20 protein-coding genes, 4 tRNA genes and 1 other RNA gene are annotated in these 23357 nt (G+C 47.3%); 12 read left to right on the top strand and 13 right to left on the bottom strand.

The window, feature by feature from the left end; genetic code table 11:
• The 6 genes from YWE_RS0116650 to YWE_RS0116630 all read right to left on the bottom strand — a co-directional run.
• Nucleotides 1–389 (bottom strand): GTP-binding protein (locus YWE_RS0116650; protein ID WP_029095562.1); only part of this gene is annotated, 389 nt, incomplete at its 3' end.
• 115 nt (nucleotides 390–504) lie between these two features.
• Nucleotides 505–580 (bottom strand) — tRNA-Thr (locus YWE_RS0116645).
• Between the two features lie 3 nt (nucleotides 581–583).
• Nucleotides 584–658 (bottom strand) — tRNA-Gly (locus tag YWE_RS0116640).
• A 143-nt stretch (nucleotides 659–801) separates the two neighbouring features.
• A non-coding RNA gene (locus tag YWE_RS29075) (RtT sRNA) lies at nucleotides 802–932 on the bottom strand.
• A 45-nt stretch (nucleotides 933–977) separates the two neighbouring features.
• Nucleotides 978–1062, bottom strand: a tRNA-Tyr gene (locus tag YWE_RS0116635).
• Between the two features lie 13 nt (nucleotides 1063–1075).
• Nucleotides 1076–1151 (bottom strand) — tRNA-Thr (locus YWE_RS0116630).
• 348 nt (nucleotides 1152–1499) lie between these two features.
• On the opposite strand from YWE_RS0116630, the gene YWE_RS0116625 reads away from it, so the two are divergent.
• From YWE_RS0116625 to YWE_RS0116570, 12 genes are all read left to right on the top strand, one after another.
• Nucleotides 1500–3068, top strand: coding sequence for an ABC transporter substrate-binding protein (locus YWE_RS0116625; RefSeq protein WP_029095561.1), 1569 nt, complete (start codon nucleotides 1500–1502; stop codon nucleotides 3066–3068).
• The gene (locus YWE_RS0116620) at nucleotides 3068–4036 is read left to right on the top strand and encodes an ABC transporter permease (protein ID WP_029095560.1); all 969 of its coding nucleotides are present in this window, start codon (nucleotides 3068–3070) and stop codon (nucleotides 4034–4036) included. The genes YWE_RS0116625 and YWE_RS0116620 overlap by 1 nt, the downstream gene beginning before the upstream one ends.
• On the top strand, nucleotides 4033–4851 hold the full coding sequence (locus YWE_RS0116615) for an ABC transporter permease (RefSeq protein ID WP_029095559.1): 819 nt from the start codon (nucleotides 4033–4035) through the stop codon (nucleotides 4849–4851). The genes YWE_RS0116620 and YWE_RS0116615 overlap by 4 nt, the downstream gene beginning before the upstream one ends.
• Nucleotides 4839–5642, top strand: coding sequence for an ATP-binding cassette domain-containing protein (locus YWE_RS0116610; protein WP_029095558.1), 804 nt, complete (start codon nucleotides 4839–4841; stop codon nucleotides 5640–5642). Before YWE_RS0116615 ends, YWE_RS0116610 begins: the two co-directional genes overlap by 13 nt.
• Entirely contained in the window at nucleotides 5626–6213 is a 588-nt protein-coding gene (locus YWE_RS0116605) for an ATP-binding cassette domain-containing protein (RefSeq protein ID WP_029095557.1), read from the top strand. The genes YWE_RS0116610 and YWE_RS0116605 overlap by 17 nt, the downstream gene beginning before the upstream one ends.
• A 266-nt stretch (nucleotides 6214–6479) precedes the next feature.
• Nucleotides 6480–8330, top strand: a complete 1851-nt coding sequence (atoS, locus tag YWE_RS0116600) for a two-component system sensor histidine kinase AtoS (RefSeq protein ID WP_036016377.1) — start codon at nucleotides 6480–6482, stop codon at nucleotides 8328–8330.
• A complete protein-coding gene (atoC, locus tag YWE_RS0116595; protein WP_029095555.1) occupies nucleotides 8327–9718 on the top strand; it encodes an acetoacetate metabolism transcriptional regulator AtoC in 1392 nt (463 codons plus the stop codon). Before atoS ends, atoC begins: the two co-directional genes overlap by 4 nt.
• Before the next feature lie 157 nt (nucleotides 9719–9875).
• Entirely contained in the window at nucleotides 9876–10883 is a 1008-nt protein-coding gene (locus YWE_RS0116590) for a purine-nucleoside phosphorylase (protein ID WP_029095554.1), read from the top strand.
• 362 nt (nucleotides 10884–11245) lie between these two features.
• A complete protein-coding gene (gene atoD, locus YWE_RS0116585; RefSeq protein WP_029095553.1) occupies nucleotides 11246–11905 on the top strand; it encodes an acetate CoA-transferase subunit alpha in 660 nt (219 codons plus the stop codon).
• 2 nt (nucleotides 11906–11907) lie between these two features.
• A complete protein-coding gene (locus tag YWE_RS0116580) occupies nucleotides 11908–12573 on the top strand; it encodes a CoA transferase subunit B (RefSeq protein ID WP_029095552.1) in 666 nt (221 codons plus the stop codon).
• Nucleotides 12570–13892, top strand: a complete 1323-nt coding sequence (locus tag YWE_RS0116575) for a TIGR00366 family protein (RefSeq protein WP_029095551.1) — start codon at nucleotides 12570–12572, stop codon at nucleotides 13890–13892. Before YWE_RS0116580 ends, YWE_RS0116575 begins: the two co-directional genes overlap by 4 nt.
• Nucleotides 13893–13914: 22 nt before the next feature.
• Nucleotides 13915–15099, top strand: coding sequence for an acetyl-CoA C-acetyltransferase (locus tag YWE_RS0116570; protein WP_029095550.1), 1185 nt, complete (start codon nucleotides 13915–13917; stop codon nucleotides 15097–15099).
• A gap of 219 nt (nucleotides 15100–15318) precedes the next feature.
• Here YWE_RS0116570 and YWE_RS27595 read toward each other — a convergent pair whose 3' ends face one another.
• The 7 genes from YWE_RS27595 to hypB all read right to left on the bottom strand — a co-directional run bounded on the left by YWE_RS27595 (nucleotide 15319) and on the right by hypB (nucleotide 23304).
• Nucleotides 15319–15852, bottom strand: a complete 534-nt coding sequence (locus YWE_RS27595) for an MltR family transcriptional regulator (protein WP_036016374.1) — start codon at nucleotides 15850–15852, stop codon at nucleotides 15319–15321.
• A 109-nt stretch (nucleotides 15853–15961) separates the two neighbouring features.
• Complete coding sequence (locus tag YWE_RS0116560; RefSeq protein ID WP_029095549.1) at nucleotides 15962–17122, bottom strand: mannitol-1-phosphate 5-dehydrogenase; 1161 nt, start codon at nucleotides 17120–17122, stop codon at nucleotides 15962–15964.
• Nucleotides 17123–17221: 99 nt separating this feature from the next.
• On the bottom strand, nucleotides 17222–19210 hold the full coding sequence (locus YWE_RS0116555; protein WP_029095548.1) for a PTS mannitol transporter subunit IICBA: 1989 nt from the start codon (nucleotides 19208–19210) through the stop codon (nucleotides 17222–17224).
• A gap of 555 nt (nucleotides 19211–19765) precedes the next feature.
• Nucleotides 19766–20791 (bottom strand): hydrogenase expression/formation protein HypE, encoded by a 1026-nt coding sequence (hypE, locus tag YWE_RS0116550; RefSeq protein ID WP_029095547.1) that lies wholly within the window; start codon nucleotides 20789–20791, stop codon nucleotides 19766–19768.
• Nucleotides 20791–21906, bottom strand: a complete 1116-nt coding sequence (hypD, locus tag YWE_RS0116545) for a hydrogenase formation protein HypD (RefSeq protein ID WP_029095546.1) — start codon at nucleotides 21904–21906, stop codon at nucleotides 20791–20793. The genes hypE and hypD overlap by 1 nt, the downstream gene beginning before the upstream one ends.
• Nucleotides 21890–22186, bottom strand: coding sequence for a hydrogenase maturation factor HybG (gene hybG, locus YWE_RS0116540; RefSeq protein WP_029095545.1), 297 nt, complete (start codon nucleotides 22184–22186; stop codon nucleotides 21890–21892). The genes hypD and hybG overlap by 17 nt, the downstream gene beginning before the upstream one ends.
• A complete protein-coding gene (hypB, locus tag YWE_RS0116535; RefSeq protein WP_029095544.1) occupies nucleotides 22177–23304 on the bottom strand; it encodes a hydrogenase nickel incorporation protein HypB in 1128 nt (375 codons plus the stop codon). The genes hybG and hypB overlap by 10 nt, the downstream gene beginning before the upstream one ends.
• Between the last annotated feature and the right edge of the window lie 53 nt (nucleotides 23305–23357).

Raw genomic sequence — 23357 nt, 5'->3', positions numbered from 1 at the left:
TAAGGAACGCCAACCTGACGACCTAACAGGATGTGCTCACGAGTCTGTGGCATAGGACCATCAGTTGCCGCAACAACTAAGATCGCGCCGTCCATTTGAGCAGCACCGGTGATCATGTTTTTCACATAGTCGGCGTGTCCTGGGCAGTCTACGTGTGCGTAGTGGCGAGCAGGAGTATCATACTCAACGTGAGAAGTATTGATGGTGATACCACGCGCTTTTTCTTCTGGTGCATTATCGATTTGATCGAATGCACGAGCCTGACCACCGTAGGTTTTAGCCAGTACGTTGGTGATAGCTGCTGTCAGAGTTGTTTTACCGTGGTCAACGTGGCCGATAGTACCGACGTTTACATGCGGTTTTGTACGTTCAAATTTTTCTTTAGACATGATTGTCCCTCTAAAACACGATAGATCGTGGGTAAACCACATTAACCAAGCAAAAGCTTGTGATATCAGCGAGTCGAAGAAGAAATCAGGGAATTAAAATCAGAGAAGGGAATTTTGGTGCTGATAGGCAGATTCGAACTGCCGACCTCACCCTTACCAAGGGTGCGCTCTACCAACTGAGCTATATCAGCACTTGGAGCGGGCAGTGGGAATCGAACCCACATCATCAGCTTGGAAGGCTGAGGTAATAGCCATTATACGATGCCCGCAGTTCCGAACTCAGCGACCTGGTGCTTCAACACTCTTTAAACCTTGGTGGTGGGGGAAGTTTCACTCGGAAGTTTTGGCTTCCCCTTTCGGGTGTCTTTTCAGACACTGCATTGATGCCACATCGCGTCAACGCAATCAATAATGGTGGTGGGGGAAGGATTATTCATCGCTTCGCGATTCACCCTACGGGCCGTTGCCTTTGGCAACGTTGTCTCGCTTCGCTCGGCTCAAACCTTCATCGAAGATTCTCAGCCTTCCCCTTTCGGGTACCTTTTCAGGTACTGCATTGATGCCACATCGCGTCAACGCAATCAATAATGGTGGTGGGGGAAGGATTCGAACCTTCGAAGTGAGTCACGGCAGATTTACAGTCTGCTCCCTTTGGCCGCTTGGGTACCCCACCGGGAATTCTTGATTGGTGCCGGCTGCCGGAATCGAACTGGCGACCTACTGATTACAAGTCAGTTGCTCTACCTACTGAGCTAAGCCGGCATCAAGTGCTGCGCATTCTAGGGAGACCTGAGAGACGATGCAACAAAAAAATTAAGATAAATGCGCTATCGCTCATATTTTGCACGATTTTATCTTTTTTTCACCATCTGCGTATAGATTATAGCCAATTATCCTGTTCTGACAGAATAAAAATTGACCGCTATTTTCCCTCGTTTTTTTATCACACACATTTTCACTCTGACCTTCAATAATCAGATCTATATCAAAGTGCTAATTTTTCATCCTTGTTATAAAAGCAGATGAAAAAGTATGAAGTTTTAACCAAAAGTTATGAACTTCACCAAAATAAAGACTAAAATAAAAAAAACGCGGGAGTGAGATCATATCATGAAGGTTAATTTATGCCCTTTAGCTTTTTGCTTATTCACTGCTCTTTCAGTCTCTGGAGCTACTGCTCAAGCACATACGTTAAAATTAGCCGTCGGTGCTGAACCCACTGAAGGATTCGATCCTCTCCTTGGCTGGAGCCATGGAAGCTATGTTTTACTTCATAGCCCATTACTCCGCCAAAATGCTGACTTAAGCTGGCAGCCGGTATTAGTCGATAGCTATACGCTCAGTAAAGACGGTCTAAGCTGGACTATTCATCTTAAACCTGACCTCAAATTCTCTGACGGCTCACCGCTCACCGCAACAGACGTGGCTTATTCCTATAACCAAGCCGCCACCAGCGGGGGAAAAGCAGATATGGGAAGCTTTAAGCAGGCCAAAGAGATTGATGACAGAACGGTTGTTATTGAGTTAAAACGCCCTGAAAGTACGTTTATTCACGTATTGGGCGCATTAGGCATTGTACCTAAAGCGAAATATGGCGCTGATTTTGCCCAACATCCTATTGGTGCAGGCCCCTATAAACTCACCAGCCTCCAGCCGGGGCAGCAATTAATCGTTGAAGCTAATCCTTATTACGCCGGCAAGAAGAATGATTTTGAAAAATTGGTGTTTGTCTTTTTGGATCAAGACAGTGCATACGCGGCCGCCAGCAGTGGGAAATTGGATTTAATCAGAATTCCGCAAACGCTGGCCAATCAGCCGGTCAAAAACATGAAATTGCTTGTTCAAAAAAGCGTTGAAAATCGGGGAATCATGTTCCCGATGACCCCTTCAGGAAAAAAAGATGCTCAGGGTAACGATGTGGGTAATGACATCACCTCAGACATCGCAATGCGTAAAGCCATTAACTATGCCGTTGATCGTAATATTTTAGCGTCTCAGCTGTTTGACGGACAAGCAACGCCCGCGTTTACTGCCGTAGAAGGATTACCATGGGATAACCCTGAGGCTAAATTTAAAGACGGAGACATCATTCAGGCTAAGAATATTCTGGATCAGGCCGGATGGATCGCTAAAACAGCTGATGGTATTCGTGAAAAAAATGGAATTCCGGCTAAATTAACGCTGTGGTATGCCAGCGGTGACAGTACTCGCCGAGATTTAGCGCAGGCATTTAGCGCCATGGTTCGCCCGCTAGGCATCGAAGTGACCCTCAAGTCGGGCAGTTGGGAAACCGTTGAACGCTATATGCATGCTAATCCGACCCTATTTGGCTGGGGCAGTTTAGATCCAATGGAGCTTTACCATCATTATGCAGGCAGACTGGGCGGTGAAGGTTATTTTAACCCCGGTTATTATGCCAATGCACAGGTTGATAAAACGCTACAACAGGCTATTTCTGCACCTGACTGGCAGGCTGCGATTCCTTTCTGGCAAAAGGTAGACTGGGACGGTAAAGCAGGAGCAGGTGTCAGGGGCGATGCCGCATGGGTATGGCTGCTAAACCTTAATCACACTTATTTAGTCAATCCTTGTGTCAGCCTTGGGGAAGGCGCGCCAGAAGCCCACGGCGACTGGACAGTACTCAATAACCTTCAAGGCTGGAGTTGGACCTGTCAGTAATGCGCCAATTACCGATGCTTAGCTTAAGACTTATTAGCCTGCTGCTTATGGTAGCGGCAGGTACGTTTATTTTATTAAGCTTTTCGCCGGTCGACCCTATTCGGGCCTATATTGGTAATGACTTACTGCACGTTCCACCTGAGCAATACGCACAAATCGCAGCGCGTTGGGGTTTAGACCGTCCGTTATGGGAGCGATTCCTAACCTGGATCGGCCAAGTTCTTCAGGGCGATCTAGGTTATTCGATGGTGTATAACGCCCCCGTAACGCAGGTAATTGCCCAGCGTTTTCTGACCTCATTTTCGCTTCTGGCTTCAGCCTGGACACTATCGGGCATATTAGGTATCAGCTTAGGATTAGTAGCAGGCCGCTATCTTAACCGCTGGCCGGACAGCTTAATTCGTACGCTCTGCTATCTGCTATCGTCTCTGCCAACGTTCTGGATTGGCATACTCCTGCTGGCATTTTTCTCCGTTAAACTAGAGTGGGCACCGATATGCTGCGCATGGCCTCCCGGATTAACAGCAGAGGAAACCTCACTGTTTCAGCGAATTCAGCATCTGATTCTGCCCACTATCGCCCTTGGTCTACTCGGCGTCGGTAATATCGCATTACATACGCGGGCAAGAATTGAAGAAATCAGCCAAAGTGAATTTATTTATTATGCCCATGCTCAAGGAGATAAGGGCTGGTCGCTGATGAGATTTCATATGTTGCGCCATGTCCTGACGCCGGCAATTTGCCTGCAATTTGCGTCGCTGGGCGAACTGTTAGGTGGAGCGTTGTTGGCAGAAAAGATTTTTGCCTATCCCGGTTTGGGTCAAGCCACTATTGATGCAGGGCTACGGGGCGATGTCCCGCTATTACTCGGCATTGTATTATTTATTACCATATTGGTTTTTATCGGAAACACTATCTCAAGCGCCCTGTTGCATAAGCTGAATATGCCGCTGCGGAGGGCATCATGAAAGGCCAAGCCAATAAATCCCTTATCCGTTTGCTTATCACGCTATCACTGCTCGGGACGCTGCTATTTCTCGGAATACACAGCAATCAGCAGGAAGCGACGCTCAATTTGCTAGCCCGGCGCAGCGCGCCTTCCGCAGAGTTCTGGTTTGGTACCGATAACTTAGGCAGGGATCTCTGGCTGCGCTGCCTTCAAGGCATGATGACCAGTATGCAAATTGGGTTGATTACCGCACTTATCAGCGGGCTGCTAGCCTTGGTTATTGCCATTATCAGCCAATGCGGGAAAGTCGGTGACTATCTGACACGCGCGCTAATCGACACTTTTATCGCTCTGCCCCACCTTCTGCTGCTGATACTGATCTGTTTTACTTTTGGCGGAGGAAAGTGGGGAGTGATTCTGGCGGTATCCCTAACTCACTGGCCCAAATTAGCATTAATTCTGCGATCTGAACTTCTGCGCATTCGTCAGGCTGATTACATCCTGCTCGCTCAGAGAACGGGAAGTAGCCACTGGCAATGTTGCTATAAACATTTTCTTCCCTTGCTCTTACCCCAACTGATGGTCGGAGCGCTTCTCATCTTCCCTCATGCCGTATTACACAGTGCCGGTCTGAGCTTTTTAGGTTTTGGACTGGCACCTCATGAACCTTCTCTCGGGCTGCTGTTGTCTGATGCTCTTCGCTACCTGAGCAGCGGTGACTGGTGGCTGGCTTTTTATCCGGGACTGACCTTAGTCATACTGGTTCTGACTATCGATCAACTCGCCCGAAGCCTGCAAAGAATCTGGCTAAGGAGATCGTCATGCTACAGCTAAAAAATGTTGAATTATCCTGCGCGAAAGAGCGTTGGTTCCGCTCACCAACCTGGACACCGATATTACGTAATATCAATCTTAACGTTCAGTCAGGCGAGCTGGTTGCTTTAGTGGGCGGAAGCGGTGAAGGGAAGAGTCTGTTATTGCAAAATATTCTCGGCCTTCTGCCAACGTCTATGCGCTCATCGGGCCAAATTCTAATTGACGACCAAATTATTAATACCGGACAACAGCGCCATCTTAGGGGGAATACCCTTGGCTATATTCCGCAAAGTATTAGTGCGCTTAATCCGCTGCTGAAAGTGGGTAAACAGGTCCAGCGAGCCGCCAGCCTGGGTGGAAAAACGCCGACCCGAGATAGGGTTGCTGAACAGCTACGCCAATATAACCTGTCAGAAACCATACTCGATCAATACCCTCTTTCGTTATCCGGTGGCATGGCTAAACGCATTCTGGTGAGTTGCGCCACGCTAAGTCAGGCACGATTTATTTTGGCTGATGAAGTAACCGCATGGCTGGACTTACCTCATGCAGAAATATTACTCCGCCATTTAAAAACGCTGTGTCATCAGGGTCAGGGGGTATTATGGATTACTCACGATCTGCATTTAGCCGCCAGCTTCGCTGACAAAATTGCCGTGCTTCATCAAGGGACTATCAAGGAAGTGGTCGGAGCAACTGAACTACGCTATGGCGGCGGCAGCGACTGGCTACAGTCTCTATGGCAAACCTTACCTGAACATAATTTCATTCATGCCGGAGAGCCGTTACCCTATGCTGCAAGCGCGTGATCTGGACATCATACAAAATGGCATACCGTTATGGCAGAAGCTCAATATCTCGGTCAAACCGGGTGAACGCCTAGGCATTTTTGCCCCTAGTGGATACGGCAAAACAACCTTAGGCCGAGTTTTTGCCGGCTGGCAGCGTCCTTCGGCAGGTTCAGTTTTACTAGATAACCAACCGCTTCCTGCTACCGGCTATTGCCCGGTGCAGCTCATTCCTCAACATCCGGAGCGCACGTTTAATCCATCAAGAACAACCGGAGCAGCCTTAGGTGATGTATGGCAGCCTTCACCACGCTTACTCAGTGAACTGTCGATTAACCCTGAACTACTCACTAGATTTCCTGCAGAAGTTTCAGGTGGAGAGCTCGCCCGCATCGCCCTGATTCGGGCCCTCGACCCACGTACTCGCTACCTGATTGCTGATGAAATCACGGCCCAATTAGATCCTCTGATGCAGGCCCAAATCTGGCGGGTGATATTAAGACAGGCTGAACAAAGAAACCTTGGTATGATAATTATCAGCCACAGTAAAGCCTTACTGGATCGGGTATGCTCTCGCGTATGGACACCGTAGTTTTTATATCTAATTAACTTCCCAACTAACACATTTAGCATCTTCGTATACATTCAGAACAAAATTTAGTGATAAAAATTATTTCGCAGAGAATTTATTTTCTGCCTGTTAGATATCTCTCACACTTTAATATTAATATGCTTGTCCTGTGTGACCAACCCACTATAGTTCTCAGCAATAATCCATAACAACGCTTAAGTGACAAGGCTTCAGTGATAACGGTAGAAGCTGAAACTAACACCTTCTATCAGGAAAAATCTGACGCTATGGCTTCAATCCAATCAAGTTTTAAACGTTACATCCGAGCCCACTGGCCACAGACGTTACGCAGCAAAATGATATTTTTAGCTATCATGATGATTTCGTTACCCACGATGCTCATCGGCTATATCGTTGAAGTTCAGGGGCGAGATGCGCTGCTACAAGAAAAACAGATCAAACTGTATGCCGTCACCAACTTACTGGATCAAGCGCTGGCAGAATCGTTTGAACGCTATCCTAATTTACCCCGCGAGCAACGTATTAAGGCGCTCAACGAACAACTCTCTCCGATAACGGATGAAATAACCAAGGCGTTTTCGGGCGTAGGAGCCGGGTATTACAACCGCGAACTGGATGCCATTATTACCTATGCACCACAACAGCTGTACGGCAAAGCGGTAGGTGTCACCATTGATGAAGAGCATCCGGGCCGAACGGTTATGGCAACGGGTCGTCCCTTAGTCAAATCCGGCTCCCAGGTTCGGGGCAACATCATGAATGCGATGAAACCCATAGAGCGAGATGGCAAAATTCTTGGCTATATCTGGGCCAATGAATTATCCAATGACATCGACCAGCAGGCGCTGAAAATGGACATCAGCATCATTATCGTCATTTGTCTTGGCATGCTCTGTAGCGTCTTGCTTATCGTGATATTCTCGCGCCGCTTTGCCTCAGATATTGACACGATAAAAACCGGCCTGGCAGAACTTCCGCTCAATCTGAACACTAAGCTACCGCCGCTAAAAGGGGAAATGGGTGAGATATCCGACAGCGTTAATGCTCTATCCCGGGCGCTGCGGGAGGCCAAAACCCTGAATGAGCTGATTATTGAAAATGCCGCCGACGGCGTGATTGCCGTTGATACCGACGGCTGCGTGACCATGATAAACCCGGCGGCGGAAGAAATTACCGGTTATAGCCAAAAAGAGTCGATGGGTAAACCTTATGAAAACGTCTTCGGAGGCAGAGGTTACCGCAGCCCGATATTAGATACGTTAGAGCACGGTATTGACCATGTGGCGCTGGAGGTTGACTACCCGGCCAAACATCAGGTAATTCAGATCAGCGTCAGCACCAGCCAAATGCATAACGCTCAGGGTGAAATTATTGGCGCCTTAGTCATTTTCAGCGACTTAACGGCCAAGAAAGAGGTTCAACGACGCATTGAACGTGCCGAGCGCTTGGCGACGTTAGGCGAACTGATGGCCGGTGTCGCTCATGAAGTCCGCAACCCGCTAACGGCTATCAGCGGGTTCGTTCAAATTCTGAAAGATAGCGAGCAAGACCCGCAACGTCTGGAATATACTCAAATTATTCTAAAAGAAGTTCATTCGATTAACCGTGTCATTCAGCAACTTCTGGACTTCGCTCGCCCGCGCCCCGGCCTCTATCAAAAAATATATTTAAATCATATAATTAATGAAACGCTGGTGTTAATAAAAACCAAAGGGGTCGAAGCCAGAATTGATTTTGACGTTATTCTGGACCACAGTCTGGACGCGATTGATGCTGACGGAGAAATGCTAAAACAGGTATTACTCAATTTATTGATTAACGCGGTTCAGTCTATTTCCGCCAGAGGACAAATCACCATTTCAACTCAGGCTGTTGGCCAAGATAAGCAGATGATAAAAATTCAGGATGATGGCTGCGGTATCAGCGATGATATTAAAGCTAAAATATTTACTCCGTTCTATACCACCAAGCCATCGGGAACCGGATTAGGGCTTTCTATTAGCCAACGAATCATCACCTCCCACGATGGTGATATTACACTGGAAAGTCAGCCTAATCAGGGTACGACCTTTACCATTGTCTTGCCGGTCAGGCTTGGAGAGAGGAATCCTACATGAAAAAATCCTATCGCATTCTCATTGTCGATGACGAAGAAAACGTCCGCCGAATGCTGACTGCCGCTTTTACGCTGGACGGCCACCAGCCTATTTGTGCGGCAGACGGTCAGCAGGCGCTGGAAGTGTTCGGACAGCAGAAGCCTGATATCGTGCTGATGGATATCCGCATGCCAAGACTCGGAGGCATGGAAGCATTGCAGGTAATGCGTAAAACGCACCAAGAAATACCGGTTATTTTGATGACCGCCTATGCGGCAGTAGAAACCGCAGTGGAAGCTTTACGCTTTGGCGCTTTTGATTATGTTATCAAACCCTTCGATCTCGACGAACTTAAGCTGTTAATCAACCGTGCTCTGCAGTTAAGAAGTATGAAGCAGGAGATCAATCTGCTGCATCGTGAACTATCAGATAGCTATCAATGGGACCGGATACTCACCAACAGTACCAAAATGATGGAGCTATGCCGGGACACGGCAAAAATTGCCCAAAGTAATGCCAGCGTGTTAATTACCGGCGAAAGCGGAACGGGTAAAGAGCTGATTGCTAAAGCAATACACTACAACAGCGCCCGGGCCAAAGGGCCGTTTATTAAAATCAACTGTGGTGCCTTACCCGAGTCGCTTTTGGAAAGTGAACTTTTTGGTCACGAAAAAGGGGCATTTACCGGCGCACAAATGCAGCGTCAGGGGCTATTTGAACGAGCTAATCAAGGTACTCTACTGCTTGATGAAGTGGGAGAAATGCCCCATAACCTACAGGTTAAGCTGCTGCGGGTGTTACAGGAGAGAGAATTTGAACGCTTGGGAGGCAGCCAAACGATCAAAACAGATATCCGCCTCATCGCCGCCACTAATCGCAATTTAGCTGCCATGGTGGAACAAGGTGAATTTCGCCAAGACCTCTTCTATCGGCTGAACGTTATACATCTGTCACCGATTCCTTTAAGGGAGCGCCCTGAAGATATTTCACTGCTGGCTCAGCATTTCCTGCAAAAATTCAGCGCTGAAAATGGCAAAGAAATGATCGAGCTGGATGCCAGTACTTTAGCGGCCTTAGAATCCTATAGCTGGCCGGGTAACGTTCGTGAACTGGCCAACGCCATCGAACGGGCGGTGATCATGAGCACCGGTTTTATTATGTTCCCGGATGACTTACCTGAGCATTTACTGCAGCGTCATAGTACAGAGAATAGTACTCAGCGAAATAGCGATCCCATCCATACTTCGGAACAGGGACAAAGTTTGAAAGAGAGTATGAAGGCCTATGAGCGTGAGCTTATTTGCGTCGCACTAGCCAATAACCAGGGAAATAGGGTGCAAACAGCCAGAGTATTAGGTATCAGCCGCCGAGCACTAATGTATAAATTACAGGAATATAACATCGAATAAATAATCAAAAATTTCAATATAAATTAAATAGATAAATAACAAGGTTGGGCACATAACAGTATTATTTTCCTGCTGACATAATAACGGCTGGTTTTTTTGCTCATGAATAGCGAAAATGACGCAAACGATTACGTAACCAATAACAGGAAATATTGTGATGTTTAATAACAAAGTGCTCTCGCTGTTTGCTCTTCCCCTGCTTATGTCCGGTCAAGCATTCGCCGATGATGCACCCATAAAAGTCAAAGTTTTTATCGGTTCAATGTTTGAAATTGGTAAAAACACCGGCGATAAAGCCGGTGAATTCCAGCACTGGTATGAACGATATTTTAAAAACAGCCAGCCTATAACCGTTAAAGGTGCCGCATCACCGGTTTTCTGTAACGATGATGGCGTGTGCGGTTCGGTACTGGGCATGGGTAAAGTGGCTTCTTCTTCTTCGGTACAGGCGATTTTGCTTAATCCAAAGTTTGATATGTCTGAAACCTATTTCATGATCAATGGCGTTGCCGGTACTCCGCCATCTCGCGGCACCATCGGCGATGTAAGTTGGGGCACCTGGGCCGTTGATTACGATCTGGGGCACCGCTGGGCACCCGAAGAGGGATTGCATGACGGCCAAGCTTTCATTCCGCGTAAAGGCTATGAGAATATCCGCAGCTATCAGTTAGATCCGACGCTGGTTGCTTGGGCCATGAAGATTACCGATAAAACTCCGCTACTGGATTCAGAAGAGGCACAAAAGTATCGTCAGCGTTACCCTGATGATAATGCCAGACGTTCACCCAAAGTGCTGACCGGTACTCATATAACCGGTGATACCTTTTTCCACGGTCCGGGAATGTCAAAAGAGGCGCAATATATTGCCAAACTGTATGGCGCCGATGACTATGTGGCAACAGAAATGGAAATTGCAGCTATCACTCAGGTAATTGCTCGTACCCAAGGCACCACTCAACGCATACTCAGCCTGCGTGGTTCAGTCAATTTCGATCAGGGCAATCCTAACGAAACTACGTTAGAACACTTAGATCCGGCTCCGGGGCAAACCGCGGGGGGTTTTAAAGAAACGGTAGATAACATTGCCAAGGTTGGTGGTGAAATGACGGATTATATTGTTACCCATTGGAATACATGGCAAAACGGCGTACCTCCGCTGAAGTAATTTAGAAATAGAAAAGGGATGGCGCTAATCGCCATCCCTTTTTTTCTACATAAATAAACGCATATCCCCCTTGACTAACCGTGATCAACATCACATTATCTAGCTGTTTTTATTGGCTATTTTCCCTAAGGAGTGAACCAAAAGGTGCACACCTGTGCAAAATTTTGCACCCTTTCTCTAAATTTTCTTTAAACGAAAAATGACGCCTTTCACCACCCACAGATTTAAAATAAATAAATTTCATTATTAATCATTTAGTTAATCAACGAATAAGCACAAAAAGATAATTAGCACACAACTGGCACAACCATTGCTATTCCTTAGTTGAATCCGGGTTCGGATATCAAACCAAAGGAATAATTATGAAAAATAAACATATAGACATACAACAGGCCGCTGAACATTTTCGTGATGGAATGACCATCATGGTTGGTGGCTTCATGGGCGTAGGTACCCCGCCTAATTTGGTTGAGGCATTACTTAACTCAGGCGTTAAAGATTTAACTCTTATTGCGAACGATACCGCATTTGTGGATACCGGTATTGGCCCTCTGATCGTCAATGGCAGAGTGAAAAAAGTTATCGCCTCTCATATCGGCACTAACCCAGAAACCGGTCGTCAGATGATTGCCGGTGAGTTGGATGTCGAGCTAGTTCCTCAAGGTACGCTAATCGAGCGCATTCGCTGCGGCGGTGCTGGTTTAGGTGGTTTCTTAACCCCAACCGGCGTTGGTACCGTAGTCGAAGAAGGCAAACAAAAAATCACTATTGATGGCACCGAATATCTTTTAGAGCTCCCGCTACGTGCCGATCTGGCACTGATTCAGGCTCACCAGTCTGACCGTCAGGGCAACCTAACATACCAACTGACAGCGCGTAACTTTAACCCTCTGATTGCGCTTGCAGCAGACCTTGTTATGGCTGAGCCAGATAGTCTGGTTGAAGTTGGCCACATTGCACCGGATGCAGTAATGACCCCTGCGGCCCTGATTGATCACATCGTTTATCCTAAGGAGAGCTAATCATGAACGCAAAAGAACTCATCGCTCGCCGCGTAGCCCTTGAACTTCATGATGGTGACATTGTGAACCTCGGTATCGGCTTACCAACTCAAGTTGTCAACTATTTACCGACAGATATTCATATCACCCTTCAGTCAGAGAATGGCTTTCTGGGACTCGGTCCGGTAACCGAAGCACACCCTAATCTGGTTAACGCCGGTGGGCAGCCTTGCGGCATGTTACCGGGTGCAGCTATGTTTGACAGCGCATTCTCCTTTGCATTAATTCGTGGTGGTCACGTTGATGCCAGCGTATTGGGTGGCCTACAGGTTGACCAGCAGGCTAATCTGGCTAACTGGATGGTACCGGGTAAAATGGTACCGGGCATGGGCGGCGCAATGGACTTAGTGACCGGTGCCAAGCGAGTCATTATCGCTATGGAACACTGTGCAAAAGATGGTTCATCGAAGATCCTGAAACACTGTACTTTACCATTAACTGCAAAAAGCAAAGTCAGCATGATTGTTACTGAACTGGGCGTATTCAGCTTTGAAAACGGTCAGTTAGTACTGAAAGAGCATGCGCCTGATGTCACTCTTGAGACTATTCGTGAAAAAACCGACGCTGAATTTAGCGTTGCGCCTGACTTCAAAGTGATGCCAATCGTGGTCGCGGAAGGTGTTGCATGATTAGTCGCATCTCTCGCGTATTAACCGGATTTGTGAGTCGTTATTTACCCGACCCGCTAATTTTCGCCATGTTGTTAACCATGCTGACCTTTGTGATTGCTCTGGTACTAACACCTCACGGACCGGTAGAAATGGTCAACATGTGGGGTAACGGTTTCTGGAACCTGTTAGCATTCGGTATGCAAATGGCGTTAATTATCGTTACAGGGCATGCACTGGCCAGCTCTGCACCGGTAAAACGCATTCTTAAGCAAACCGCTTCTGTGGCAAAAACCCCGGCTCAGGGCGTTATGCTGGTGACTTTTTTAGGCTCTGTGGCCTGTGCTATCAACTGGGGCTTTGGCCTGGTTGTTGGCGCCATGTTTGCAAAAGAAGTTGCCCGCCGTTTGCCTAAATCTGACTATCCTCTGTTAATTGCCTGTGCTTACATCGGCTTCTTAACTTGGGGTGGTGGTTTATCCGGTTCTATGCCACTGCTGGCAGCAACCCCGGGTAACCCGGTTGAGCATATCATTGGTCTGATTCCGGTTTCTCAAACCATCTTTACCGGCTATAACATGTTTATCACCTTCGGCCTGATCGCTCTGATGCCGTTCGTGACGCGCATGATGATGCCAAAACCGCATGAAATCATCACCATTGACCCATCGTTATTAGAAGAAGATCCTGATTTCCAGAAGAAACTACCTGCTGACGCGCCTATTGCCGAAAAAATGGAAGAAAGCAGAATTATCGCACTGATTATTGGTGCCCTAGGTATTGCTTATCTGGGAATGTATTTCTGGGAAAAAGGCTTCAACATCACGATTAATACCGTCAACATGGCATTTATGATCGCCGGTATTTTACTGCATAAAACGCCAATGGCTTATATGCGCGCTATTTCAGCTGCGGCCAGAAGTACTGCGGGTATCTTGGTTCAGTTCCCGTTCTATGCCGGTATCCAACTGATGATGGAACATTCCGGTCTCGGCGGATTAATCACCGAGTGGTTTATTAACGTCGCAACCAAAGAAACCTTCCCAATCATGACCTTCTTCAGCTCCGCGCTGATCAACTTTGCTGTGCCATCAGGCGGCGGTCACTGGGTTATTCAAGGTCCTTTCGTTATGCCTGCTGCACAAGCGCTGGGCGCTGACTTAGGTAAATCGGCCATGGCTATCGCCTATGGTGAACAGTGGATGAACATGGCTCAACCGTTCTGGGCATTGCCTGCTCTGGCGATCGCCGGTCTGGGCGTTCGAGACATTATGGGCTATTGCGTAACCGCTCTGCTGTTCTCCGGCGTGATATTTATTATCGGCCTCACCGTATTCTGACGCAGAAATAAGGAATTTAGTTATGAACAATATCGTTATTGTCAGTGCAGCCCGAACCGCAATTGGTAGCTTTAACGGCGCTCTTGCTTCGGTATCCGCTGTAGATTTAGGTTCGATTGTTATCCGTGAGGCTATGGCCCGCGCAGGCATCGCCGGCGATGCCATTGATGAAGTCATTTTTGGTAACGTTCTACAGGCTGGCTTAGGACAAAACCCTGCACGTCAGGCGCTGCTAAAAAGTGGTATTCCTGAGAGCGTTTGCGCCTATACCGTAAACAAAGTATGCGGTTCCGGTTTAAAAAGCGTTGCGTTAGCGGCACAGGCTATTCTGGCCGGTGACGCCAGCGCTATCGTTGCCGGCGGTATGGAAAATATGAGTCAGGCTCCTTACCTGATGGATAGTAAGGCTCGCTGGGGCTACCGCTTAGGCGACGGCAAGCTGATGGACGTTATTTTAAAAGACGGCCTGATGTGTGCAACCCATGATTATCATATGGGTATCACCGCTGAAAACGTGGCAAAAGAGTACGGCATCACCCGTGAAGCCCAAGATCAACTGGCACTAGCCTCACAACAAAAAGCAGTAGCCGCAATTACCAGCGGTGCTTTTGCTAAAGAAATCGTACCGGTAACCATCAAGACCCGTAAAGGGGAACTGGTTATGGACACTGATGAGTTCCCGAAAGCAGACTCAACGGCAGAAGGCTTGGCTAAACTACGTCCGGCATTTGATAAAGAAGGCACGGTAACTGCGGGTAACGCTTCAGGTATCAACGATGGCGCGGCAGCGCTGGTAGTGACGTCTGAAAGTCGCGCTAAAGAGCTAGGATTAACGCCTCTGGCCCGTATCAGAGGCTACGCTAACGGCGGCGTCGCTCCGTCCCTGATGGGAATGGGCCCGGTTCCCGCCACGCTCAATGCATTGAAGAAAACCGGCCTTGCGCTGTCTGATATCGATTTGATTGAAGCTAACGAAGCCTTTGCTGCCCAATTCTTAGCCGTAGGCCAAACCCTTGGTTTTGATCAGGCTAAAGTTAACGTTAACGGTGGCGCTATCGCATTAGGTCACCCGATCGGTGCCAGCGGTGCTCGTATTCTGGTGACTCTGCTGCATGCTTTACAAGCCAGAGATAAAACTCTGGGACTGGCAACGCTATGTATTGGTGGTGGTCAGGGTACGGCAATGATTGTTGAACGCCTGAGCTAATCAATAGCTTTTCATGTTCAATATTAATAATGCCGGGGCCTGTATGGACCGGCATTAATCATATTCCACTTAGGTCACTTTTCTTATTCAGCCGTATAAATGCCCGGTATTAATAAACAGAAAACGGCATCAATATGCAGATGATAGCGTCAATATTGTGGGAAATAGGGATAGAAAGGTCGGAGGAAAAAAACAGATGGGCTATAGCATGGTAAAACGCTAAAACGCCTTCTTAACCCTCAGTTGAGAAACCAAATCAGTGATATAAAGCACCAGTGAAGAGTGAACCATTTGCTGATAACGACGCTGCTGCATATCAACGAATACATCATCAGCACCATCTTCTACCGAGCTGAATACCGGCGCTTCGGGTAGCGTTGCAATTCCATGCAGCAATCTTAAATTGCCCAGTACTTCTTCAGAAGTAAAGGTATATTCACGAGAGTCGTGGCCAAGCCTTTCACTCAATATCATCAGGCATTCAATATCTTCATATTCATCGCGTGAAATGATGCCCAGAGCATAAATCAGCTTTAAACGAACCGGCAGTTCCGCTAAAGGTCCTGTACCGGCTAGTAATGGCTCTACCGCATATTTAACGGCATAGTCATCTTTACGAAATACTTGTAACACCAGAATATCCACAGCTTCTGACAGCAACTCAATTACCGTTAATAAAAAACCGCGCACAGATTTTTTCTTATTCAGCCGTTCAAGTATCCGGTTTTCTAATTTCTGGGTATCTTCAGTCATCACTTATTACAATAATGTCATGTCCCGGGTATCTCTTTCGCCAAACGGATACCCGGCTTGATGTTTCTGCAGTTGGCGTGCAGATATTTTAACTTTCAGAACGCAATATTTAAGCGGCTAATGATGTTTGTATTACACGATAGGCTTGTGCAATCTCGGCAACGATGTTGGAGTCAGTTAGCTCAGACACGGACATTAACGCCCCTTCTACGCCCTTTTCATCTAACAAAGAAACCAACGTTAACGCTTGTGGATCATGTTGATTACGATAACACATTGCCGCAGCAATACCTTTGACTAAATTATTGTGTGGCAGACCAAATTCAAGGGTCCCTAGCAACGGTTTAATTAAACGATCGCCGGCACTTAGTTTGCGTAAAGGCTGGCGGCCAACCCGTTCTACATCATCACGCAAATAGGGATTTTCAAAGCGGCTTAAAATTTTCTCAATATAAGCAGCGTGCTGAACCGGATCAAAACCATAGCGCTGAATTAGTACCGCACCACTCTCTTCCATTGCACCTTTAACAACCTGACGAACGAGGGGATCGCAAATCGCATCACGGATAGTTTGGTGACCCGCTAATTTCCCCAAATAGGCCGTAATGGCATGACCGGTATTTAAAGTGAATAGCTTACGCTCTACATAGGCCATTAAGTTTGTTGTAGTTTCCATGCCGTTAATATCAGGCGTGGTTCCCTTAAACTGAGTGCCGTCAACAATCCACTCACTGAAAGTTTCTACCGTTACAGACAGAGGATCATCGTTAGCAGCGTCTCCCGGAGGGACAATACGATCAACGGCAGAGTCAACAAATCCAACGTGCTCTTCAACCCATAAGTGTAAATTTTGCGGAATCAGCCTCATTACATGCTGTTTTAGCTGGCTGGTTCCCCGAACCATGTTTTCACAGGCAATAATATTTAGCGGACTTTGGTTGCCCTGAGCATGACGCTCGATCAATCCCTTCGCCAAAGTATTGGCTATTTTTTCCAATATTTGAGGGCCGACCGCAGTGGTGATTACATCGGCTTCACTAATATGCCTTACCGCATCCGGGCTATTACTATGCACTGCCCGAACGTTATTAACACGTTCAACTTTGCTGTTCTCACCAACAACGTTAACCTGATAACTTTGCTGATGATCCAACTGATCGATTAGCGGTTGGTTAACATCAGCAAAGGTCAGCGTTGCATCCGCATCGGCCAATAGCTTACCGATAAAACCTCTGCCAATATTACCTGCACCAAAATGTATTGCTTTCATTATGTTAGTCTCTAAATAAAGTTGAATCAAAAAACTTAATGGCGATGACCCGCAGGAACGGGCCCGATAACATCAGGCCCGTTAGCGCAATAACTTAACTTATGCCGCCTGCTCGCCGGAAAGCAGTGATAGCGCCTCCTGAACATCGCGCGTTGTCATTAAACGTTCAACCAACGATTCATCATCTAACAAATTTGTTATCCGACTAATCACCTGAATATGTTCATTATTACGGGCTGCAATGCCAATAATTAAGTGGGCTACGTCTTCAGGGTCATCGCTAAAACTAACGCCTTGCGGATACTGGCAAATCACAATACCGGTGCATAACACCCGATCTTTTGCCTCCACGGTTCCATGAGGAACAGCAATCGACTGACCGAGGTAGGTGGATACTAACGCCTCCCGCTGTAACATCGCGTCAATATATTCCGGCTCAACATAGCCGCTGTTAACCAGTTGCTGACCGGCAAAACGAATAGCCTGCTCTTTGTTATCAGCCTGTAAGTTAAGAAATATATTGTCAATACTCAGCTTAAACAGGTTCTTTTCCTGCTCTTCAGGATCGAAATGGTCATCATTAGCCGCAACCAGCATCTGCGTCACTAGCTTGCTGTCATTAGCCGCCTGCGCATGCTGAGTGGCAAACAGGCGCGTCACTAAGTCGCTATATACCTGACCATCGAGGAAGTTGCGTAAAGAGATATGTTCCGCATGAGGAGCGTGATTCATTGCCCGTTGGGTCAAATCCTGATGGGTAATAACAATATCTACATCTGCTGGTAAGCTATTGATTGCACAGTTAGTTACCGTTATGTGATCTAACTTCGCGTCCTTAATTTTTTTACGTAGCAGGCTTGCCCCCATGGCACTCGACCCCATACCGGCGTCACAGGCGACAATAATCTTGCTGATTGGCTTTTGTGCTGTATTACCCGGTTGCAGCAAGCTGATGTCCGTTGCTAAACCGCTGGCCATCTCTTCATCACCCGAAACATGGCTTTTCGGATTCTTCATTCCTTTCATTCTGCGGGTGGCTTCATCAAGGCTCTCTTTTTCTTCATCACCAACCCGAATGCCTTTAAGCATCACGGCAGCAACACAGAAGGTGACTAAGGTAGAGGCTATAATTGACAAGATAATGCCCAGCATGGACGATTTTGGCGCCATCAACATAATCGCAAAAATAGAACCGGGAGAAGCAGGAGAAACCAAACCGGCATTAAACAGACTCATTACCAATACGCCTGTCATACCACCTAAGATAACCGCCAGAATCAAACGCGGATTCATCAACACGTATGGGAAATAGATTTCGTGAATACCGCCAAAGAAATGAATAATGCTCGCACCAGATGCTGACTGTTTAGCTGAGCCTTTACCAAAAAACATATACGCAAGTAATATACCCAAGCCCGGACCTGGATTTGATTCAATTAAGAAGAAGATGGATTTGCCGGTTTCTGTCGCCTGCTGAATACCCAACGGAGAGAAAATGCCGTGATTTATCGCATTATTAAGAAACAGAATTTTGGCAGGTTCAACAAATATTGAGGTCAGAGGTAACAGATTATTCTGCACCATAATATTAACCCCGGCGGCTAATATTTTAGACATCGATTCAACAAGAGGACCAATTGCCATAAACGCCAGAATGGCTAATAGCATACCGATGATGCCGGCAGAGAAGTTATTCACTAACATCTCAAATCCGCTCTTAACTTTTCCGTCAACCCAGCGATCGAAATGCTTAATAACCCAGCCGCCTAACGGACCAACGATCATCGCCCCCATAAACATCGGCATATCTGCACCGATAATAACGCCCATGGTGGTAATAGCGCCAACAACGCCGCCACGCTCGCCGCCGACTAAGCGGCCACCGGTATAACCGATAAGCAATGGCAGTAAATAAGTAATCATCGGGCCAACCAGCTTGGCTAACGTTTCATTAGGCAGCCAGCCGGTAGGAATAAACAGTGCCGTAATCAGGCCCCAGGCGATAAATGCGCCAATATTGGGCATCACCATATTACTGAGGAAACGGCCAAAATTTTGTACCTTAATCTTGATGTCAGGTGATAACATAAAACACCCCTCTGTGGTTCGCATAAGTACCATTCACAAGTACAACTGCGCATGGTCATTGGTCGGGACGGTTCGGCCAAACCGTCAATCGTTTAGTTTGAGTACAAAACCGACTCTATCATGCGTTTTTGTTATTGCGTACCACAGGGGGGATTTGTGACTTACATCACTATACGAGGGGTAGAAATAGGCCACTTACAGTGATAATCATCACAATTATTCATTGAAATAAAAATACATATGGTGAGAACTGGCGCTTAATGACAGTTTTATGTGATTTATATCACATTACAAAAACACACCTTTGTTTTTGATTTGTGATAATACTCACAATAAATCGTTATTTAAATTCTTACTCACCTCTATTCCCCTCTTAAACTGGCTCGCTAATAATAAAATTACTCTTTCATCGCTAATATTATGTAATTAAATTACATAATATCAAAAATCATTTTATTACAATGAATTACATTTTATTTAGCATAAAAATAATAACGCCAGAAGTTATATTCCGGCGTTATTAATCATTAGAAGGCCATAGGCCAATATGTTGGCTTAGCAAATTCTCGGCAACGGTTCGCTGTGTGGTAAATCTAACAGCCGGGAAGCCCCGAAGATGCCGGTCAATTGAACCCGCGGATTTTCACTTACGTTTCCGATAACCGCCGCATCAACGCCTAACGGATGAGCGCGTAAAGCAGCCAGCGTTGCCTGTTCCGCCTCCGGCGAAACAACAATCACCAGCTTACCTTCATTAGCGAAATTAAGCGGCTCCAGGCCCAGTAGTTCACAAACCCCCCTCACGGCAGATTTTACCGGAAGATCGCCTTCGTTGATCATCATGCCACAGCCGCTGGCGGCGGCAAATTCATGCAGAATGGCAGTCACACCACCACGGGTAGCATCCCGCAGAGCCCTCACACCAACAATGTCACGCAGCGGAGCAATCAGAGGCGTCAGTACCGCACAGTCGCTACAGAGATCCGCTTCCAGCCCCAGATTTTCACGCAGGTTAAGAATGGTTGCACCATGATCGCCTAACGTCCCGCTGACTAGAATGCGATCGCCGGGGCGAATATGTTGAGCGCCCCACTGAATGGCTGAAGGAATAGCCCCGATTCCGGCAGTATTAATAAATACTTTATCGGCGGCCCCACGCTGGACCACTTTGGTATCACCGGTAACGATCTCAACGCCGGCAGCCGCCGCCGTTTCAGCCATCGCAGTGACAATTTGTTCTAAATCCTTCAGCGGCAGTCCCTCTTCCAGAATAAAACCACAGGAGAGATACTGAGGAACCGCACCACTTACTGCGACATCATTGACCGTGCCGCATACCGCCAGTTTGCCAATATTACCGCCGGGGAAAAATATCGGATCAATCACGTAACTGTCAGTACTGAAGGCTAGCCGGTCACCAACTGCCGTCAGTAAAGACAGCGGTATGCGGGCCTGATCTTCACGCTCATTCAGCGCAGGATTAGAAAACGCCCGCAAGAAAAGCTGTTCAATTAACTGCTGCATTGCCTGACCACCGCTACCATGAGCCATGGTGACAACATCTTTTTCAGTGTAAGACATCAAGCAAGTCCTCTACGATATTGGTAATAGGCCGCACACGCCCCTTCGGATGACACCATTAATGCCCCAAAGGCATTCTGAGGGGTACAGCGATTGCCGAACAGAGGACAATCATTGGGCTTACAGCGGCCGGTTAGCACATCGCCACAGCGAGCCTGAGGATCGTCAGCCACCTGATGAACCTGAGTATTAAAGCGTAGCTCTGCATCAAACTGTTGGTATTCAGCCGTTAGCTGAACGCCTGAGCCCGCAATTTCACCTAATCCGCGCCATTCACTGGTCTCTTTCAGCTCAAACACTTCATCCATAGCCTTAAGCGCCAGTGGGTTGCCCTGAGCAGACACAATACGTTTGTACTGATTTTCAACCTCACAGCGGCCATCATGAATCTGATCAACCAACATTGCCAATGCCTGTAAGATGTCTAGCGGTTCAAAGCCGGTAACAACCAACGGCTTGTGAAAGTCATTAGTAATAAAGCCGTACAGCTCAGTGCCAATCACCATGCTGACATGACCCGGAGCCAGAAAACCGTCGATTCTGACGTCCGGCTGTTCCAACAGGCTGCGTAAGGTGGGGATAATGGTAATGTGCTGGCAAAAAACGGAGAAGTTAGTCAGCCCGCGACGCTTGGCCTGTTGTAAGGTCAATGCGGTACTTGGCATCGTGGTTTCGAATCCAAGACCGAAGAAGACCACCTGTTTATCCGGATTTTGCTCAGCAAAGGTTAGGGTATCCAGCGGAGAATAGACAATACGGACGTCTGCCCCCCGGCGCTTGGCGTCCAACAATGAGCCATTACGACCCGGTACGCGCATCGCATCACCGTAAGTGCAGAAAATCACATCCGGCTTTTCTGCAATCTCAATACAGCCATCGATCCGCCCCATCGGCAACACGCAGACCGGACAGCCCGGGCCGTGAACAAATTCAATTTCAGGTGGTAATAACTGATCGATACCGAATTTATAGATAGCGTGAGTATGACCGCCGCAGACTTCCATCAGTTGCAACGGGCGATTGCTCGCCCGTGAAATATCAGCAACTTTGTTACGTATGTGGCTTAGTAACGCCTTAGCTAATTCCGGATCGCGAAACTCATCGACGTACCGCATCATCTGCTCCGGAATTAATACCAAGAAAATCACCGACTTCGTGTTCCAGTGCACTCATCGCCAGCAGGGCTTCAAGCGTCGCCTGAGCTTCTTCTTCGTCGATAATACTCATCGCAAAACCGACGTGAACTAATACCCACTGACCAATGAGATCGGCAGGTTTTCCTTCACAGACTAACGCGATATTCACTTCCCGTTTTACACCGCAAACATCAACCTGCGCCATTTGGTGAATGTCTTCACCAACGGCGACAATCTTACCTGGGACGCCTAAGCACATAGCTGAGTCTCCAACCATGAAATCCATTCATCCATGCCTTCACCGCTACTGGCAGAAAGCTGGATAACATGAATATTTGGATTTATCCGGCGGGCATTGGCAATGCAAGCCTCTACATCAAAATGCAGATAAGGCAGTAAATCGATCTTGTTAAGAATCATTAGCTCTGAAGCGGCAAACATGTGCGGATACTTAAGCGGCTTATCTTCACCTTCCGTCACTGACAGCACGGCAACCTTGGCACGTTCACCTAAATCAAAGCTGGCAGGACAAACTAAATTACCCACGTTCTCAATAAACAGCAGGCTTTTTTCTTTCAGTTCAAGACGGAAAGCCGCGTCCTGAACCATTTGAGCATCCAAGTGACAACCTTTTCCGGTATTAACCTGAATAGCCGGAACGCCGGTAGCCCGAATACGTTCAGCGTCATTGGTCGTTTGTTGATCCCCTTCGATCACTGCACAGGATAAACGATCCCGTAAGCGCATCAGGGTTTCAGTCAGTAACGTGGTTTTACCCGAGCCCGGGCTGGATACCAGATTCAGCGCCAGAATATGCTTGCCGGCAAAGTAATCTCGATTATGTTCGGCCAAATGGTTATTTTTACTTAATACATCCATTTCAATCTGCAGCATACGGCGCTGGCTGATGCCCGGCGCATGAGTACCGGCTTCGCCTTTTCCATAATCTAAATCTTTTTCTACTGCCGACTCAGCCGGGCGAAATTTATGCTCTTTCAGCTCGAGTTCGACTTCAACATCACCCATTTTTGTCGCTACGGTGGTGTTATGAATATGGTGGTGAACGTCACCCTGATGATGGTAATGATGATGAATAATCACCGTGCGTGGCTCTTGTGCCTCATCATGATGGTGGTGGCCGTGGCGATGTTTATTATCATGTGAATGAGCGTGCTTATGCCCGTGCTCATGATGCTTATGATCGTGAGAATGACCATGTTTATGCCCGTGGTCGTGATGTTCACGATCGTGGTGATGGCCCTGTTCATGCCCGTGGTCGTGATGGTGGTGGTGCTCATGTCCGTGATGGTGAGAATGTTCGTGGTCATCGCCTTCAATTCGCTGCTCGCCCGCAGCACATCCGCAAGTACTACACATATGGTTATCTCCCTTCAGGACATTATCGATAACGTCATCATTTATTTATTAGC

The organism is Budvicia aquatica DSM 5075 = ATCC 35567 (assembly GCF_000427805.1).
Taxonomy (GTDB): domain Bacteria; phylum Pseudomonadota; class Gammaproteobacteria; order Enterobacterales; family Enterobacteriaceae; genus Budvicia; species Budvicia aquatica.
The sequence above is the reverse complement of the archived record's forward strand: the minus strand, read 5'-3'. Positions and strand labels throughout refer to the sequence as shown.

Bases quoted from the DNA above. Each gene is read 5' to 3' on its own strand.
- YWE_RS0116625 (WP_029095561.1), top strand. From the start codon at position 1,500: ATGAAGGTTAATTTATGCCCTTTAGCTTTTTGCTTATTCACTGCTCTT.
- YWE_RS0116620 (WP_029095560.1), top strand. From the start codon at position 3,068: ATGCGCCAATTACCGATGCTTAGCTTAAGACTTATTAGCCTGCTGCTT.
- YWE_RS0116615 (WP_029095559.1), top strand. From the start codon at position 4,033: ATGAAAGGCCAAGCCAATAAATCCCTTATCCGTTTGCTTATCACGCTA.
- YWE_RS0116610 (WP_029095558.1), top strand. From the start codon at position 4,839: ATGCTACAGCTAAAAAATGTTGAATTATCCTGCGCGAAAGAGCGTTGG.
- YWE_RS0116605 (WP_029095557.1), top strand. From the start codon at position 5,626: ATGCTGCAAGCGCGTGATCTGGACATCATACAAAATGGCATACCGTTA.
- atoS (WP_036016377.1), top strand. From the start codon at position 6,480: ATGGCTTCAATCCAATCAAGTTTTAAACGTTACATCCGAGCCCACTGG.
- atoC (WP_029095555.1), top strand. From the start codon at position 8,327: ATGAAAAAATCCTATCGCATTCTCATTGTCGATGACGAAGAAAACGTC.
- YWE_RS0116590 (WP_029095554.1), top strand. From the start codon at position 9,876: ATGTTTAATAACAAAGTGCTCTCGCTGTTTGCTCTTCCCCTGCTTATG.
- atoD (WP_029095553.1), top strand. From the start codon at position 11,246: ATGAAAAATAAACATATAGACATACAACAGGCCGCTGAACATTTTCGT.
- YWE_RS0116580 (WP_029095552.1), top strand. From the start codon at position 11,908: ATGAACGCAAAAGAACTCATCGCTCGCCGCGTAGCCCTTGAACTTCAT.
- YWE_RS0116575 (WP_029095551.1), top strand. From the start codon at position 12,570: ATGATTAGTCGCATCTCTCGCGTATTAACCGGATTTGTGAGTCGTTAT.
- YWE_RS0116570 (WP_029095550.1), top strand. From the start codon at position 13,915: ATGAACAATATCGTTATTGTCAGTGCAGCCCGAACCGCAATTGGTAGC.
- YWE_RS27595 (WP_036016374.1), bottom strand. From the start codon at position 15,852: ATGACTGAAGATACCCAGAAATTAGAAAACCGGATACTTGAACGGCTG.
- YWE_RS0116560 (WP_029095549.1), bottom strand. From the start codon at position 17,122: ATGAAAGCAATACATTTTGGTGCAGGTAATATTGGCAGAGGTTTTATC.
- YWE_RS0116555 (WP_029095548.1), bottom strand. From the start codon at position 19,210: ATGTTATCACCTGACATCAAGATTAAGGTACAAAATTTTGGCCGTTTC.
- hypE (WP_029095547.1), bottom strand. From the start codon at position 20,791: ATGTCTTACACTGAAAAAGATGTTGTCACCATGGCTCATGGTAGCGGT.
- hypD (WP_029095546.1), bottom strand. From the start codon at position 21,906: ATGCGGTACGTCGATGAGTTTCGCGATCCGGAATTAGCTAAGGCGTTA.
- hybG (WP_029095545.1), bottom strand. From the start codon at position 22,186: ATGTGCTTAGGCGTCCCAGGTAAGATTGTCGCCGTTGGTGAAGACATT.
- hypB (WP_029095544.1), bottom strand. From the start codon at position 23,304: ATGTGTAGTACTTGCGGATGTGCTGCGGGCGAGCAGCGAATTGAAGGC.